Origin of the sequence: Photobacterium ganghwense (assembly GCF_017329545.1) — a bacterium.
Classification (GTDB): Bacteria; Pseudomonadota; Gammaproteobacteria; order Enterobacterales; family Vibrionaceae; genus Photobacterium; species Photobacterium ganghwense.
The window spans coordinates 432,006-448,009 of record NZ_CP071326.1 but is presented as its reverse complement, the minus strand read 5'-3'; the positions used below and the strand labels follow the sequence as shown (position 1 = coordinate 448,009).

Here is a 16,004-nt window from a genome sequence, read left to right as displayed (position 1 = left end):
AGAAAGCAGGCATGGCTGAACTTATCGTTCACCCGCCAGTTCAATGTCAAAAATAAGAAGACAGATCAGCCGCTGATGCCTGTTCTTTTTCGAGTAGCCGTTCTTCGATATCCAACGACAGTTCTCGACAATGCGTGCTTTGACATTGCTCTGTAATCTCCAGTGCAACATCATAGTTCTCATTCCGAAAAAGCCAGGATGCCAGCTCAAGCTGTATCCGGTCATCTTTCATAGCAGAAACGTCAACATATTTTTCAAAGTAGTGAACGGCTTTCGGCTGATCATGTTTGCTTAGTGCCAGTGCTACCAAGCTAGCCGCATCCATTGAGACATCAGGTTGTTCCATCAGATAAGGCAGCAATCGGTATAAAGATTCAGATTGATGGCTCTGAAAATACACAAAAGCATAGTTCAGTGCCGTCAGGTGCAAATTTACCCCTTCGCCGGTATCCGCTACCGTCGCAGAACAGCCCGCCATTTGGGTTGATACCTGCTGATAGTGAATGTCGGAGATGCGGTAACGGAGATTCGCCATTGGCCAATCGCTTAGCGTTTCAGTGATTAATCCCTTTGCCAGTAATTGCGCTTCATACCGTTGCCTGAGCGTTAACCCTAACCCTTTCCGGCACAACGATTTCATTTGATCAATCGCTAAACCGAACTCTCGTTGCGCAATCACAGACACCTTTTCATTGCTGCTCAAAACACGGTAACGGGTACCCGCAAACTGCCAAGAGGATTCACTTAAATCAGGCGAAGCGCTAAGCCATGTTGGCAGGCACAAAATGCCTACCAACATGATTCGGGGATTACAGATCATTTACACGACTAACCTGACCTGATGGCCCTTGAGAATGGTTTCCATCTTCTGTTAAACCACCGGATGATTGAATACGGTGGGTCGTGCCAACGGTTTTACCTTCGCGGACTCGCTGGTCATTTTCTGCCGCCGCTTTTTTTGCAACAGCCTCCAGTGATGGCGCATACACAGCAACCGCCAGCATCCAGTCACCATCAGTACTTTTAAAGGTTTTCACCGAAACACCCGGCGGCACTTTACCGGCGGCAAATGACTTGTAAGATTCTGCATGTTTTAGGTTATTCATGAACGTGTGTTTGTCTTCCGCAAGCACTTTGGCATCAGCAGGGTTAACGCTGTCTACCGGATATTCAAACTGTTCATTCTGCTCCAGTTGATTTTCCGTAAACCCACCCTCCCAATAAATTTGCTCACCTTTCATCACCGCAATCAGGCCATTTCGGGCTTTTGCCTGCGCTTGAGATTTCGCAACCCCCAGCAGCTTACGTTGTACGGACTTGTTCTTGTTTTCGCGAATAATGGATGAGCCAAACCCAAGCACAAAAGACTCACCAGTTTCCATATTAGTAATAACTTTGGCACCAACAGGTGGCATCACTCCAGCCTGCAGATCAGCAATGATTTGTTTGAAGATGGCATTCGGCTCAGTAGTCTGCGTTAATGCTCCAACCTTCCGCTTTGTTTGCTCCCGAGTTTTTGGTGTCGAAATCAAACTGACTCGTACCAATTTTTCAGTGGGATCGTCATAAACATCAAACGTGACATATCCGGCCAGTGCCCCTTGCACCGATTCAGCACAATTATCGCTGGACAGGCTGGTGGTATTTGCAACACTTTCAGTCGCCGTATCAATGGCATCAGTAACTTCAGTCATGGCAGTCGCACATGCGTTGTTCATGCCATCCATGTTCTCTACCAGTTGCTTCTTCGCAATTTGAAATGCCTTCATATATGCGGCACGTTTTGACAACAAAGTCGCATTACGGTTTTCATACGTTTCGTAACTGGCAGAACCGGTTGACAAAATGCCCACACCTGAGCTGACAGCGATCATTTTCACACCGTCTTCCTCATCTTCGATTAGGCTCTGGTGCGCCAATAAAACAGCAGCCTTAGGATTTTCAGCAACAATCACCCCAGCAACGTCTTTTACGTCACTGGTATCAACCGCCTGAGTAGCTTCTGCTGAAGCTGTCGCCGGTACCAAATCGTCGAGATCAAAATCTACACTGGCATTGGCAAAGTTCATTGAACTTGCCACTACCAGTGACAAAAACGTTTTTTTAAACATGATTAATCCTGTGTGATTACATCACAGCACACTGAGTTGATATTCATTCAGAACGGTCATTCGGGATTGGTAACCAGGCTGATGGGTTTGTAATGACGGTTCTATATATTGAGCCAAGTCTCCGGCATCGCTCATTGAACGCAACTGAACCACCACCTTTCCGGACTGACTTTTTAGCTTCACATCAGACACACCATGAATCGCACTTAACAAGCTGTAGAGCCTACCTTGCTGACCAGCAGCCTTTTGAGAGAAAATCAACTCACGTACAGGCCCACCTTGCATAGCCATTTTTTGCACTGCCTGATGCAACTGTGCTTTAAGCGCATGCTGATTGTCTTCCACTGCAAGATGAATTGCTGCCAGTTCATTGAGCATGCCGGGCTTATTGGGCAAGGTCATAAATGTCGGATCATTTCGCCAGGAACTGTACTGATTACCGGCCCTGTCTACGACAGACGCAGCCATTTCGAGCTGTAAACCTGAAGGAGTGACTTTCTCCTGCTCTCTCACATTGAGAATAATGCTGGCCTGAGCAGGCTGTGACGACAGGTTAAAACCCATATCGGCTAACGCTGTGCTAAAGGTCGTTTTCACCACCGGCAGCCGAGCATTAATGTAGACTGACGGACGCCCAAGGCTACTGATCAACCGAGCGATACGACTCTCAACCTGTTCACGTTCCACAGTCACATCCAGCGTTACAGTGACCGTTCCATTCGCTAAACGCTGTTGTGAAATCTCGCTCCACCCAGTGATCATTCCCTGCGACTGCATTGACAAAGACTGGCGCGCCACTTCAACAAGGTTGAAATCATCACTAGCAGATGTGGCCGACATCTCGGAATAAGACTGTTGTAAGTACCCGGACTTCACCATAACGCCCAGCACCTGACTAATCGCGCGCCGAAAAGCATCCTGCTCTGCCACTTGCCTTGCTGTCAGTCCAGTCTGGGCATCATGCTGCCCTTCGCCGGTAACAACAACTGACATCGTTGGTGCGTCAGACCATTCAACATCATCGCCAAAATCATCCTCATTATTAGACGCTGTCGGTGCAATACGAACGGTCACGCAAGTATCATCGCCCTGAATTTCAGGTTGACCAAAGTCCGCCTTAACAAGACCCTGAGAAATTCCAGAGACCAGTGTTTCGCGCTGAGATTCGCTGTAACTGTCATTAAACAGTTCATTATCAGAAGATGATAGAGAGAGGGAAGATTCACCCTGAAGAAACAGCCGTAATTGGTTTAGGCCATCTGCTTTTGCGGCTTCAACCGCCGCCGCGCCGCGCCCATAGGCACAGCCCGTTTCAATAAGAGCCAGTGTAGACTGGCTCTTATCAAGTTCAATCGCAGAGGTACTCATGCACACAAATAAGCTACTCAGGGCAAAGCCTTGCGTCAGCTTTTTGGTGCCCATGTACTACGTTCCTTCATGAATTCCATTGGAACACCCACGCTGACAGCGAACAATCGACGCTGACGATCTGGGCGATAGATGCCTTTTTCTGCTGAGTCCCGAACATCATCAGCGGTATCACTGTCTTTCCAACGCACCATTTTGCCTTGGGCACTTTGCTTGCTCGGATTAACAGTTGCCACACCAATAGGTTCAACAAAACCGGCGCTGTATTCAAACACAACCATGGTTTCATTTGGCAGTACACCCGCATTCTGACCACGATCCAGAGAAATACGATCCCCTTTCACGCCCATAACCTGTGCAGTAGCCGGCATCTCTTTAAGCAAACGCGTTAGCATGATATCAAAGCCACGAGAGGCCATTTCATTCATCACCGCGTTGACGTCCTTACCGCTTTCGTAGTTGAAGCCGCGATAGTAACTACCATTTGCAATGACGGTGGTATAGCTGTCACGATCGCGAACGTCAAAGTTAGAAACGCGGATTTTGCCAAGGTTCGGGTAACTAACCTTCTCTTTGGTATAAGGATCAATCACACCCGTCGACATTTCCATGGATGTCTGAAACAGTGATTGAGTCGAACCAAACAACATATCACCGGTTTTCAGCACATCCACTTTTATTAAATAATCTGTCGACAAGCGCCCGAGAGCTGACTTTTTCCGAGCAACATTCACCGCCCCTTCATCAGCCAGAATTTCTTCCATAGCCAGATTTACCGCATCGTTGTCACGCGTCACAATTCGAAAACGGTTCACGCCAGCAAACTGGTTTTCCAGTGTATTTTCCAGCGCCTTTGAACTGAATTTGGCAATGTTTGAGTGCATACTATTAAACACATCAGCAGACTTGCCGCGCAAACTTGCGCTCACGTCTGTTTTCACATCACCGAAATACATACGGATAGTTTTCTTGGCTAACGGGCAGCGACTGTCTTTTTCAGTCGCCTCATACGTGCAGAACTGCAGCCCCTGCGTGTTGAAAAAAGCAGGGACTTCAATATCGCTGTCAGTAAAGTCGTGCGCAGATTTACCAATGATCAACGAAGAATTACCAGCATTACTTTCGACCGAATAACTCTGGCTTCCCTGGTTAGTCTGACAGCCGGCCAAAGCGAGCGCTACTGTCATCAAACCTGCTAGTTTGGTCACTTTCATTACGATCTCGCTTTGTCAGCTACCACGCTATCCAGTTTCTCAAGTTGATCGATAGTGCTCTTATCCATCATGATCAGTTTGTTAGCATCAACAACCAGATCCATACGCGCTTTCATTTCATTGTAAGCTTCGACTACAGGAACAACTTCGGCCTCTTCTGCTGCTGACATCAGGTTCGTAATAACACTTGTACCTGACTCTTTTGCAATCAGCGTCGCGTGATCTTTTGCGATCAACGCAATTTCACCAGCCTGAAGGGCAATATCTGCCGCCAGTTTTACGTTCTTTCTGAAGATACCATCGGAAGCTTTTTTGTATGCTTCAACCTGCGGACGGATTTTCTTACGCTGAGGTTTACCTTTGTCGAACTCATCCATTGCTACACGCAGTTCTTCATCAGATTTATCTGCATTCACTTCAAGGAAACCCGCTACATCACCGTGCTTGTTCGCCATAGTGCGGTAGTCAGACAGCACATCACACTGGCGCTCCTGAATAGACACCATGACTTTAGAGACATTATCTACGGCATAAGAGACTTTAGTGAAATCTTTACCCAGCTCTTTACAGTTTGTTTTCAGTTCCTGATTCAGCTTTGTGCGGTCTACCGTTGCTGTTTCAAAACCCGGGATTGAAGAACAACCCGCCAGAACCGAAACCATAAAACCAGCCACTAATGTCTTTTTGAACATTACCTTTATCCTTTGTGTAACAGTGAATATATTGAGTTATTTTTTATTTGTATCATCAGTTTTTGTCGGGCATGGCGAATGGCATGCTCAACACTCTGCGGAGAGTCACCTATCTCCGTCAGCGTTTTTTGCCCAACAACCACTCCAGGGTTATTGGCTTCAAAAACTTGAAAAGTCAGCGCTAGCTTGGCCATGTATTTATTATTTTTATGCCCTTGCTTTTGCTTACTTTTAATGTAAACAATCAGTTTTCCTTTGCCTGTAGCTTCCAATAGCTGCGACAGTGTTTCTGCTGCCTGTACAGATAATAAATCTGCTGAGGAACGAATTTCGACCGGAATTCGTTTTTCTAATTCATAAGAAAGCTGAGTCAGTTCCGACTGGTCGGATAGAAGCGGCGAAGAAGTATTCCCCGACAGCGACCCCAGTACTTTCAACCACATTTTAGTTTGCTGTAACTTTTCCTGTGCATGTTTAATACGCAATAATGACGACCATAACTGGTTGTCATTTACAGTTAAAAAGTCTCGGATTAACACATGGTTTGCGGCAACTTCATGCTCTAAGGCATTTATCCACTGCGTCTTATTAACTTTATATTGGTACTCACAACCCAAGTTATCGCATTCCTTATTAATAACTTGCATTAAACCAATTTGGACAGGCAATGACTTCACACTGGATTCGAAAGCATAACTGCTTTCAACCACATCGTTCAGTTTCACCTGAGTATTTCGCTCTGCAACTTCAACTTGGCTATAGACCTGAAGAGCTAATTGCTCCCTTGCATCTGATATAGCTTCTTTCTCATTTTCCCCTATACCTTTCACGAACAAATAGTCATCTGCGATCACCGGTGTATTCGTACCCAGGAGGCATAAAGAAATTAACGGCAGAAATAGCCGCTTTATTAAATGCTTCACAATTATTATTACTCAAGGAGATAGCCGCAGAAAAATGTACCTAATATTCAACGACACTGCAAACAACTATCTTCATGATTATCAATAGATAATCAGCATAATCATTCACCAACAAACGCCAAAAGTTTGACATCGCTCCCATAACCAAGAGGTCAAACCACGTCATTCACATCTCTCAGCACAGAGTAAAAGCGGCTTTAAGTGATATTTCATCGTGACAATAAAAACTATGTTCATTAAAAGTTAATCGCAACTTTATGAATACCACTTAGGGTATAGGCTTATTATTGAATAAATCATTTTTGTGATCTAAATTTACTTTAATCAAAAAAACATCATTCAAAAGTTCAAATAAAGTACAGCTTAAGTAAGATGCTTTAAGAAAATGTCTAATATTTTACGATTCATCATTAAATAAACGGGCAAAAATTATCCGATAATAGTTCTACACTACCGCCTTTTAATTTTTCCTATGGGGTAAATTTAAATTTGTTCTTCACACAACACCTATTTCTATCCATCACAGCAGTTACTTACCATTAACAACCATATTTAACAGGGAAGAATATGTTCGATACAGAACAGAAAAACCATGAGAATAGACTAAGACTCTGAGTATGTGCCGGTGAGTAAACAAAGCCATCGCAAGTTTTCCCTTGCTGAGGGAACCGGCCATGACTGCATGCTGATAAAATAAAAATCCACTGAAAAAAAGTATGAATAGGTAGCTATATCACTCACTGACCCGAAGATATAAACGGGTCAAAGAAATTGGTCACCAGCAAAAACAGTAGTGAGATAGCAATCAGCCATGCTGAAAAAACAATTTCGTGATACGCCATATTCAGCAATTGCATGCGTGCTGCATTGCCTTTCCGGGTTTGCTGCCAAACTTCATAGCAACGAGCCAACGCTAACTCAGCATTGGCCTCATAACCATATTGCTTAATTTCGTTCAGCCAGGTTGGTGGTAGATCTAACCCATAATCACATCTCGGCCTGAGCGTGCGAAACAAAAAGCTCCATGCTGAAAGCAGTGCCGCATAGGTAAAAACAACTGTAATGGTGGCCACCCAACTTAATACGTCAGATGGAGGAAAGAAGACCGCTGCAGCCAAAAACACCAGCACAGTGAAACCTGCAATAACGGCGGAGTGCACCCCCAACAATCCTGCGGCTTTCTTGTCCAGGTGCAGTTGGTATTTCAGCTCATCATCCAGCGCCTGACGCGCATGTTGATAAAGCACCGCGAGGCTGTCTTCCGGCATCAAAGGGCAACCCTCTGTTTTTTCTCCTGATGCCTGAGAGTATAGCCTGACCTCGTGTTCTCGGTTTCCTTTTGCTGGTCTCCTAAAAGTGGCATTACAAGAGGGGATGGCGTTCAAAGTACGACTTGGTAAACGCAATAAATGCCCGCAACCGTGTAGGCTGATATTTGTCCTGATGATAAATAGCAGAAAACTCTACCGTCGGAATCGTCCATTTATCAAACACTTCCACCAGCTTTCCTGCATCAATCTCCTGCTGGCAATAGCAACTCGGGACACGGATAATCCCATTACCGGCTAATGCTCCTTTCACCAGGATGCGCCCGTTTCGGCACAATAGCGGACCATTGACCGTCACTTCAGTTTGCTGTCCTGTATCGCGGCTAACGTAGCTCCATCGCTTTACGGTACCGGTCAGGCAACGATGATGTATCAAATCTTTAGGGTGCGTTGGTCGACCATATTGGCGGATATATTCGGGACTAGCGAGCGTGTTCATACTCACATCCAGTAATTTTCTGGCAACAAAACCGGCGTCGTCGAGTTTTCCCATCCGAAACGCAATGTCGAAATCATCTTCAATCAAATCTACGCGATGACTGCTGAAATCCAGATGAATATCCACATCCGGGTGCAGCAGCATAAACTCTGACACAATGTGCGCGATGACATCTTCTCCGAGATACCCCCCGACACAGTTGATTCGGATTTTACCTTTAACTTCGTTGACATCATCAACCGCAGCCAAGAGTGCCTGATCAATGTTGTTCAGCGCCCCTTCGCATTGCTGATAAAAATGCCTTCCTGCATCAGTCAGTTTGAGGGTACGTGTTGTCCGGATAAGCAATGTCACCCCCATCTCTGTTTCCAGCTGACTTATTTGCCGGGAAACATGCGACCGGGAAACATTCAGCACTTCTGCCGCCTTAGTAAAGTTTCCCAATTGTGCAATAAGCACAAAGGATCGAATGTCCGCCAGATTAATGTGATTGATCATCTCAAGATACTCCCTAACTGCTCTGATTGTTGCAGTTGAACAACAGTGTTTCAACCTATGCGATATATATCAACAATGATGATTTATCTACACTTCATTTATTGCAGCCAACATGCTGTTCAGGCTGATAAATCATCAAAATGATTAAGGACACTAAATGAAAGCATTGATCGTTATCACCGGCGCAAGTTCAGGTATTGGTGAAGCTATCGCGCGCCACTTCAGCACACAGGGGCATCCATTGCTGTTGCTGGCTCGTCGTGTTGAACGGCTTCAGGCCATGGGCTTGCCACATACCCTCTGCGAGCAAGTAGATGTCACTGACCAAGCCAGTTTCGAGGCTGCTATTCAAAAGGCAGAAGCGCAGTATGGCCCGGTAGATGCTTTAATCAACAACGCTGGCGTGATGTTACTTGGCCAGATTGATTCGCAGGACGCATCTGAATGGAAACGCATGTTTGATGTCAATGTCCTGGGTCTGTTGAACGGTATGCAGTCGGTGCTTGCTCCTATGAAAGCCCGCAACAGAGGGACCATCATCAATATCAGTTCCATTGCCGGTAAGAAAACCTTCCCAGATCATGCTGCCTACTGCGGCACGAAGTTCGCTGTCCATGCCATTTCAGAAAACGTTCGGGAAGAAGTCGCCGCCAGCAATGTGCGCGTAACAACAATCGCCCCAGGCGCAGTTGAAACCGAGTTGCTGTCACATACATCCTCACAGTCGATCAAAGACGACTATGATGCGTGGAAGGAAGAAATGGGGGGCGTTTTAGCGGCCGATGACGTGGCTCGAGCTGTCTTGTTTGCTTATCAACAGCCACAAAATGTCTGTATCCGTGAGATAGCACTGGCACCAACGAAACAACAGCCTTAAACACAAATCTGCGCTCTGGCAGCCTTTAATTGGTATGCCAGAGTCTTTGTAACCATGATTCATGCCAAATCTAACCCGGCGTCACTCTGATGGATAACAGAAGATACTGCGTTTATCTCATCGAAAGCTTCACAAATCCCCACACCAATTTTCACAAATTATCACAACCACGTGACCATCATCACGGGATAGCTCCGATAAACGCGATACCATGCCGTTCTCTGTACCTGAACATAAAAGCTAACATCTCCTATGAGTAAGAAAATTATTCTAGATACCGACCCGGGCATCGACGATGCAATGGCCATCCTGTTTGCCGAAGCGCATCCTGATATTGATTTAGTCGGCATTACAACGGTTTACGGTAATGCTACTATCGAAAACGGCACCCGTAATGCGTTGTACCTGAAAGAACGATTTGGTTTCCGTTGCGATGTCGCCAAAGGCGCAGAAAAAGCTTTAGTTCGTCCACCTGTGGGTCCGACAGTTGTGGTTCATGGTGAAACAGGATTTGGGGATCTGAATGCCAGCGAGCCTCAACATACCAAGGCCGATCCTCGTCCGGCATATCAGTACATCATTGATACCGTAAAAGCGTCTCCGGGAGAAATCACGCTGGTCGCAGTCGGCCCTTTGACCAACTTCGCCTTAGCACTGGATGCCGCGCCTGAAATCACCACCCTGGTTAAAGAAGTAGTCATTATGGGTGGGGCTTTTGGAATGAACGATCACCGTGGTAATGTCACCCCGTTCGCTGAAGCCAATATTCACGATGACCCGCATGCTGCGGATAAAGTGATGACAGCCGACTGGCCAGTGGTCGTGTTGGGGCTGGATGTCACCGAAGAAAGCTTTTTCTCCGCTGAGTACCTGGATGCACTCAGGGATGAAGGCGGTGAGGTGGGTCAGTTTATCTGGGATGTCAGCCGTTATTACCTGCGTTTCTACGCCAATAAACTGGGGCTCAATGGCTGCCACGTGCACGACCCTTCGGCGATTGCCTATGTGATTCAGCCTGAGCTTTTCACGTTACGCAAAGGACCGATTCGGGTGATGACAGAAGGTCCGGGCGAAGGAATGACACTGCAAAAATTTGATGGTCGCCGTTATCAAACCGATGATTGGAAAGACATGCCGAATCAGAACGTAGGCGTTGGAGTCAATGAACCAGCGCTGTTAAACCTATACCGCGAAGCCATTATTGGCTATGAAAACAATCGTCAGGGGTAGCAGAGCTAATCACGTTCAACAGGGGACATAGGTTCCCTGTTTTACTTTACTGCCATATCAAGCATCGCCTTAACTGCGGTGTCTATTTTCATTTGTTTCTATTATCCGCCGGTTTCTCTTTTCACCTTTCCCTATTCTCAGTATCACTTCTTATCTTTCATCCCTATTTCCCTTCTCGTCTGCCGTTTCAAAACGCATGATGACCAACGAAGAGAGTAAAACTAAGGCACTAAATCAACTGAGTGTTCCACGTAAACCAATCAAATTCCCGAATGGATCCAGCACCTGACACATCGACAATCCGTTTTCAATGCACATTGGTCCCCGATACACAGTCGCCCCCAACGACGTAAAATGTGCAATCGCCTCATTGAGTGAAGAAACGCGCCAATAGAGTACGGTTCCCATTTTTCCATTCCCCACTTTTTCATCCGCCTGCACAATTTCCAAAGAAAACCCGCCCAGGTTGAGTACCGTAAAGTCAAATTCGGGTAAATAAATCATTTCGGCTTCGGGAAACGCCTGCTGATACCAGACTAATCCGGCCTGAACATCCGGAACATGAATTAATAAAGCTGAAGGGATCATGATTCTCCTTAATACGCTAAGGACAACATTCAAATAGAAAAACAATCAAGTTTTAAAAAGGCGTGATTGCACCGTCTACTACCTGTGTAGGTACTAAAGTATATGCAACGAGACAATAGAATAAAGCCCCTGAGAAAGGGGCTTTATGAAATTAGATCAGGAAATCGTCCAGCGACTTACCTTCTTTTTCGATTGCTTCTTTCAGTGGTGCTGGCATACGACCCTGGCCAGTCCAGGTACGCTCTTCGCCATCAACCATAAATTTGTATTTTGCAGGGCGTGGCGCACGCTTTGATTTTGGTGCTTCGTCCAGCATTGCCAGAAGCTCTTCAGGAGAAATACCTTCAGCAGCCAGCATATCGCGGTACGCTTGCAGTTTCTGCTCGCGCTCTTTATTTTTTGCGCGCTCTTCCGCTTCCGCTTCTTCACGCTCAGCGACAACAGACTGAAGCTTCTGTAGGCCCTCTTGTAACTCTTCTAAGGTCATTTCACGAGCGGTCGCACGAAGGGAACGCAGGTTTAACAATGTTTGGATAACGTCGCTCATTATTATTAATTCTTTCAGAAAGGAAAATGGTATTATAACGATAGTTCACTCTGACGACTATTATCTTTTTCATTTCACCGTTAATTAAATTTCCCCATTATTTTTTCATTATTCTCTGAACTATTAATGTGTGATCTTCTCACGTTGCCGTTGAACCGTTTTCTCTTTGTTCAGGACACAATGGATTCCACCACCTTACCAATTAAATGACTTGATGCGTCGGTTCCGAACTACTGCAGATGTTCCTTGATGTCAGTTGAGCTATACAAAGTCTGCATGGAATACAATTTGCGGAGTTCACTTTCGCTTACATGCTGAATGAAGCCCCAGAAAAACACCATCGTTCAAAGGAAAGAACAAGTGCTTTCCCTATTGAACTCACACATTCTGATGGACAAAAATCAAGTTGATAGTTTCTGCACCTGCTTTTCTTAATTCAGGAGTGGCTTAACATCACATTCTCAGAACGGAATTGATACTCCCTTACGTTCATAAAACCCCATATTTGTGTGATAATTGAACGCATAATGATTACTTTCTATATTAGAACAAAATGCTATTTAAGCCCTTGATGCTCAAAATAATATGATTGAATATCTCACCTAACTGCTTATCGTTGTCCGCGGCGACAACTTCGTTTTTCGCAATCGATTAAGATTCAAACCACAGGTTTCCCAGTCATGAAAAGTAAACATATTTCTACCCTCGCGGTCCATGGTGGCCATCAACAAGACGCTGGTCATAACGCTTTATTCTCACCCATTTATACAGCCAGCAGCTTCATTCAGCCAAACCTGCACGAAGGGGGAGAGTTCGCCTATTCTCGTGTCAGTAACCCGACCCGTCATGCCTACGAAACCGCGCTGGCTGATTTAGAGCAAGGCTGCTATGCCACGGCTACGGCTTCAGGGATGGCGGCAACCGCGCTGGCCATCGAACTCCTGCCTCATGGTTCCCACATTATTGCAATGAAAGGAGTTTATGGTGGCACCTATCGTTTGTTTGAGCGACTGCGCAAACAGAATAATCAGCTCAGTGTTGACTATATCGACCTGAATGATCTGGATCAGGTCAAACAATCCATTCGCCCTGAAACAAAAATGATCTGGATTGAAACCCCGACCAACCCACTACTAGAGCTGGTTGATATTGAAGCTGTATGCCAGTTGGCTAAACAGCATGATCTGCTGACCTGCGTCGACAACACCTTTGCCAGTGCCTGGAACCAAACGCCACTGACGCTGGGTGCGGATATCGTGATGCTTTCCACCAGCAAGTACATTGGCGGACATTCGGATTTGATTGGCGGTGCCCTGATTACCAACCGCGACGATCTGGCGAAAGAACTGGACTTCATCAAAACCACCGTCGGGGCCATTGCCTCACCGTTTGATGCCTATCTGGCACTGCGTGGTATGAAAACCCTAGCATTGCGTATGGAGCGTCAATGCAGTAATGCGCTGGAGGTTGCTCGTTTTCTGGAGTCTCACCCAAAGGTGGCGGATGTACATTATCCGGGTCTGGAAAGCCATCCTCAGCATGCACTGTGCAAGAAACAAATGCGATCCGGTGGTGCCGTAGTCACAGTACGCCTGAAAGGCGATGTGGAAACAACGAAACACTTTATTGGTAAACTGCAGTATTTCGTGCTGGCAGAGTCACTCGGAGGTGTGGAAAGCATGCTGAACCATTCAGCTTCCATGTCCCATGGCTCAATGACACCGGAAGAGCGAGAAGCCATTGGCGTTTATGACACCACTCTGCGCCTGTCGGTCGGCATTGAAGATATTCAGGATCTGCTGGCTGATCTTGAAAGCGCACTGCGCTGAGGGTAAGTCATGCAAGATTACGGAATCTGGACCGTTATCACCCCACTGGTAACCATTACCCTGGCAGTGTTAACCCGTCAGGTCATTCTCTCATTATTGGCGGGGGCATTGGTCGGCTATACCGTCATGGCGGGCTTTAATCCGCTGGTTGGCGTTCAGCATACCCTGGACAATATCATTGATGTGTTTGCATCTGCCGGAAATACACGCTCCATATTGTTCTGTTTCATGGTTGGCGGCATTATTCGGCTGGTTCAGGTAACCGGTGGTACACAAGGCATGGTGCACTGGCTGACAGAGAAGGCTAATGTCATCAATAACCGCTACGCTGTCCAGCTACTGGCAATGATCACCACAATGCTGATCTTCATTGAAAGCTCCATATCACTGATGTCAGCAGGCACGGTTACGCGGGATCTCGCCAGCCGATATAACATTTCCCGAGAGAAAATGGCGTATATCATTCAGTCATCCTGTGTATCGAGCTGCTCCAGTGTCATGATGAATGGCTGGGGTGCCGCTATGATGGCCATTATCGGGGTGCAGATCAGCAATGGTTTCCTACAAGGTGAACCTTTCAACATTCTCCTGCATTCCATCCCGTATAACCTAATGGCGTGGTTTTCACTGGCCAGCGTTCTATTTTACATTTTCAGTCAGAAATCCTGGGGGCCAATGGCCGTGGCCGACCGCCGTGCTGCCAGCGGCAAAGCCCTGCGGGATGGTGCATTTCCGATTGCCGGGCACGATGACGTGGAACTTATAACGTCAGACAGCCGTGGCCATCCACTGAACTTTGTCATTCCACTGGCCACCACCATCATCATGGTACCCATTGGGTTATATATCACCGGTGATGGTAATATTGCCCATGGTTCAGGTTCAACGGCGGTTTTCTGGGCAGTAATGGCTGGAACGGCAGTATCTTTTGTCTACTTTCTCTGCCGTAACATCCTGACTGTGGATGAGTTTTTCACACACCTGCTGGCCGGATACTCCTCGATGATGCCACTGGGTGCGATCATGACACTGGCCTTTCTGATGGGTAATCTGTCAGCCGAACTGCACACCGGGCAATACATCACTCAGAGCATAGAGGGAGTACTACCCGCCGGCTTTTCGGCCAGCTTTGTATTCCTGATTGCTGCACTGATGTCGCTGGCAACTGGCACGTCATGGGGTACGTTCGCGATCATGATCCCTATCGGCGTGCAGATCAGTGCTGCAACCGGTATCGACCCGCATCTGATGATAGGCGCGGCGATTTCAGGCTCCATTTTTGGTGACATGACATCCCCTATCAGTGACACCGGGATTGTTTCATCCATGGCGACCGGTAATGACCATATCGACCACATCAGAACTCAATTCCCCTATGTGCTGTTGACCGGTATGGCCGCTACCCTCTGCTTTGCGGTATTTGGCTGGATATCGCTCGGGTAGCCACCGAATTTGGCAGATGTCGATGGATTGCAGTATTACATGCAGATATAGGGCAGAACTCACGTTGCAGAGCCGCTCTCCATAGAGAGCGGCTTTTTTATGACTTATCCAAGACCTTTGAGAACGCCCCGCAAGACTTGCATTGATAACCGTGCTGATAGAAGAAAAGCGGAAATCCTAACAACAGAAAAACGACAAAGGCCGGTTTTTTACCTTTAGTGTATGGAACAAGCTGAGTGCTGCCACAACAGGGGCAGCTGTCACGTTCATCTGACACCCTCTGCCCTGAAGCTCTTACCCCGGCCGCCATAACACCTGATGTATCAGCCCCAAACGCATCAACCTCAAACGCATTGGCTCCATCATCCAGACATTCAGAAAAGTCAGCCTGTAAGATGGTCAATGCCGCTTCGGCGTCAGAATCTTCCACCAACAAGCGAACCCCGCCAATGGCGTCAGAATAAAGCCATTGCATATTAACCGTATGCTCATCTGCCAGGGTACTTTCTATGCCAGCCGCCTCCAGATTCGTCTTTGCGAGGTGGGCTTCATGAGGAAATGAAAAACGGGCAACCACTTTCATTGGTTTTTCTCCGTGCCGAAATGACTAATCGTAAGCTTATCAGGGATCTACTGCTGATACACAGGATATCTGTCCGCTTATACTTTAACGAGGTGCTGCCCCTACTTTTTCGGTCACATTATGTTTACGGCGTAACCGGCATTTTTCCGTGAACCTTTATTTTTCTCTAACTATCAGATTCACAACAATTAAATGATTTTCATATGAAATTATGAAACGTGATTAACCCTACGTTCAATATTATTGTTCAAAAATTCAGAACGACTTGATTCAAATATTGACCTTTATCACAGCGACAAACAGGAATAATATAAATTTCAGACAGCGATATGAG

At 46.5% G+C, this 16,004-nt stretch carries 15 protein-coding genes; 4 read left to right on the top strand and 11 right to left on the bottom strand.

Annotated elements, in window-relative coordinates:
• Nucleotides 1-46: 46 nt before the first annotated feature.
• The 8 genes from FH974_RS18000 to FH974_RS17965 form a co-directional block, all read right to left on the bottom strand.
• Nucleotides 47-820, bottom strand: a complete 774-nt coding sequence (locus tag FH974_RS18000; RefSeq protein WP_047884654.1) for a hypothetical protein — start codon at nucleotides 818-820, stop codon at nucleotides 47-49.
• Nucleotides 810-2,111, bottom strand: a complete 1,302-nt coding sequence (locus FH974_RS17995) for a hypothetical protein (RefSeq protein WP_047884655.1) — start codon at nucleotides 2,109-2,111, stop codon at nucleotides 810-812. Before FH974_RS17995 ends, FH974_RS18000 begins: the two co-directional genes overlap by 11 nt.
• A gap of 21 nt (nucleotides 2,112-2,132) precedes the next feature.
• Nucleotides 2,133-3,533, bottom strand: coding sequence for a hypothetical protein (locus tag FH974_RS17990; protein ID WP_047884656.1), 1,401 nt, complete (start codon nucleotides 3,531-3,533; stop codon nucleotides 2,133-2,135).
• Nucleotides 3,515-4,693 carry a hypothetical protein gene (locus FH974_RS17985; RefSeq protein ID WP_047884657.1) on the bottom strand — a complete coding sequence of 393 codons (1,179 nt, stop codon included), beginning with the start codon at nucleotides 4,691-4,693 and terminating at the stop codon, nucleotides 3,515-3,517. The genes FH974_RS17990 and FH974_RS17985 overlap by 19 nt, the downstream gene beginning before the upstream one ends.
• Nucleotides 4,693-5,385: a hypothetical protein gene (locus FH974_RS17980; RefSeq protein WP_047884658.1), complete on the bottom strand. Its 693-nt coding sequence runs from the start codon at nucleotides 5,383-5,385 to the stop codon at nucleotides 4,693-4,695. The genes FH974_RS17985 and FH974_RS17980 overlap by 1 nt, the downstream gene beginning before the upstream one ends.
• A gap of 5 nt (nucleotides 5,386-5,390) precedes the next feature.
• Nucleotides 5,391-6,239: a hypothetical protein gene (locus FH974_RS17975; protein WP_146149678.1), complete on the bottom strand. Its 849-nt coding sequence runs from the start codon at nucleotides 6,237-6,239 to the stop codon at nucleotides 5,391-5,393.
• 806 nt (nucleotides 6,240-7,045) lie between these two features.
• Nucleotides 7,046-7,579: a hypothetical protein gene (locus FH974_RS17970; protein ID WP_157038316.1), complete on the bottom strand. Its 534-nt coding sequence runs from the start codon at nucleotides 7,577-7,579 to the stop codon at nucleotides 7,046-7,048.
• 91 nt (nucleotides 7,580-7,670) lie between these two features.
• On the bottom strand, nucleotides 7,671-8,573 hold the full coding sequence (locus tag FH974_RS17965) for a LysR family transcriptional regulator (protein WP_207104044.1): 903 nt from the start codon (nucleotides 8,571-8,573) through the stop codon (nucleotides 7,671-7,673).
• Between the two features lie 157 nt (nucleotides 8,574-8,730).
• On the opposite strand from FH974_RS17965, the gene FH974_RS17960 reads away from it, so the two are divergent.
• Both FH974_RS17960 and FH974_RS17955 read left to right on the top strand, forming a co-directional pair.
• Entirely contained in the window at nucleotides 8,731-9,450 is a 720-nt protein-coding gene (locus FH974_RS17960) for an SDR family oxidoreductase (protein ID WP_207104043.1), read from the top strand.
• A 252-nt stretch (nucleotides 9,451-9,702) separates the two neighbouring features.
• Nucleotides 9,703-10,680, top strand: coding sequence for a nucleoside hydrolase (locus FH974_RS17955; protein ID WP_207104042.1), 978 nt, complete (start codon nucleotides 9,703-9,705; stop codon nucleotides 10,678-10,680).
• A 234-nt stretch (nucleotides 10,681-10,914) separates the two neighbouring features.
• On the opposite strand, the gene FH974_RS17950 is transcribed toward FH974_RS17955, so the two are convergent.
• Both FH974_RS17950 and FH974_RS17945 read right to left on the bottom strand, forming a co-directional pair.
• Complete coding sequence (locus FH974_RS17950) at nucleotides 10,915-11,268, bottom strand: VOC family protein (RefSeq protein WP_207104041.1); 354 nt, start codon at nucleotides 11,266-11,268, stop codon at nucleotides 10,915-10,917.
• Nucleotides 11,269-11,419: 151 nt separating this feature from the next.
• Nucleotides 11,420-11,815: an H-NS family histone-like protein gene (locus FH974_RS17945; RefSeq protein ID WP_047884665.1), complete on the bottom strand. Its 396-nt coding sequence runs from the start codon at nucleotides 11,813-11,815 to the stop codon at nucleotides 11,420-11,422.
• A gap of 680 nt (nucleotides 11,816-12,495) precedes the next feature.
• On the opposite strand from FH974_RS17945, the gene FH974_RS17940 reads away from it, so the two are divergent.
• Together FH974_RS17940 and FH974_RS17935 are read left to right on the top strand one after the other, a co-directional pair.
• Nucleotides 12,496-13,644 carry a trans-sulfuration enzyme family protein gene (locus FH974_RS17940; protein WP_047884666.1) on the top strand — a complete coding sequence of 383 codons (1,149 nt, stop codon included), beginning with the start codon at nucleotides 12,496-12,498 and terminating at the stop codon, nucleotides 13,642-13,644.
• A gap of 9 nt (nucleotides 13,645-13,653) precedes the next feature.
• Nucleotides 13,654-15,087: a Na+/H+ antiporter NhaC family protein gene (locus tag FH974_RS17935; RefSeq protein WP_207104040.1), complete on the top strand. Its 1,434-nt coding sequence runs from the start codon at nucleotides 13,654-13,656 to the stop codon at nucleotides 15,085-15,087.
• Nucleotides 15,088-15,184: 97 nt separating this feature from the next.
• On the opposite strand, the gene FH974_RS17930 is transcribed toward FH974_RS17935, so the two are convergent.
• Nucleotides 15,185-15,670: a putative signal transducing protein gene (locus FH974_RS17930; RefSeq protein ID WP_207104039.1), complete on the bottom strand. Its 486-nt coding sequence runs from the start codon at nucleotides 15,668-15,670 to the stop codon at nucleotides 15,185-15,187.
• Nucleotides 15,671-16,004 lie beyond the last annotated feature (334 nt).

Bases quoted from the DNA above. Each gene is read 5' to 3' on its own strand.
- FH974_RS17945 (WP_047884665.1), bottom strand. From the start codon at position 11,815: ATGAGCGACGTTATCCAAACATTGTTAAACCTGCGTTCCCTTCGTGCG.
- FH974_RS18000 (WP_047884654.1), bottom strand. From the start codon at position 820: ATGATCTGTAATCCCCGAATCATGTTGGTAGGCATTTTGTGCCTGCCA.
- FH974_RS17985 (WP_047884657.1), bottom strand. From the start codon at position 4,693: ATGAAAGTGACCAAACTAGCAGGTTTGATGACAGTAGCGCTCGCTTTG.
- FH974_RS17935 (WP_207104040.1), top strand. From the start codon at position 13,654: ATGCAAGATTACGGAATCTGGACCGTTATCACCCCACTGGTAACCATT.
- FH974_RS17990 (WP_047884656.1), bottom strand. From the start codon at position 3,533: ATGGGCACCAAAAAGCTGACGCAAGGCTTTGCCCTGAGTAGCTTATTT.
- FH974_RS17955 (WP_207104042.1), top strand. From the start codon at position 9,703: ATGAGTAAGAAAATTATTCTAGATACCGACCCGGGCATCGACGATGCA.
- FH974_RS17940 (WP_047884666.1), top strand. From the start codon at position 12,496: ATGAAAAGTAAACATATTTCTACCCTCGCGGTCCATGGTGGCCATCAA.
- FH974_RS17960 (WP_207104043.1), top strand. From the start codon at position 8,731: ATGAAAGCATTGATCGTTATCACCGGCGCAAGTTCAGGTATTGGTGAA.
- FH974_RS17980 (WP_047884658.1), bottom strand. From the start codon at position 5,385: ATGTTCAAAAAGACATTAGTGGCTGGTTTTATGGTTTCGGTTCTGGCG.
- FH974_RS17965 (WP_207104044.1), bottom strand. From the start codon at position 8,573: ATGATCAATCACATTAATCTGGCGGACATTCGATCCTTTGTGCTTATT.
- FH974_RS17995 (WP_047884655.1), bottom strand. From the start codon at position 2,111: ATGTTTAAAAAAACGTTTTTGTCACTGGTAGTGGCAAGTTCAATGAAC.
- FH974_RS17950 (WP_207104041.1), bottom strand. From the start codon at position 11,268: ATGATCCCTTCAGCTTTATTAATTCATGTTCCGGATGTTCAGGCCGGA.
- FH974_RS17930 (WP_207104039.1), bottom strand. From the start codon at position 15,670: ATGAAAGTGGTTGCCCGTTTTTCATTTCCTCATGAAGCCCACCTCGCA.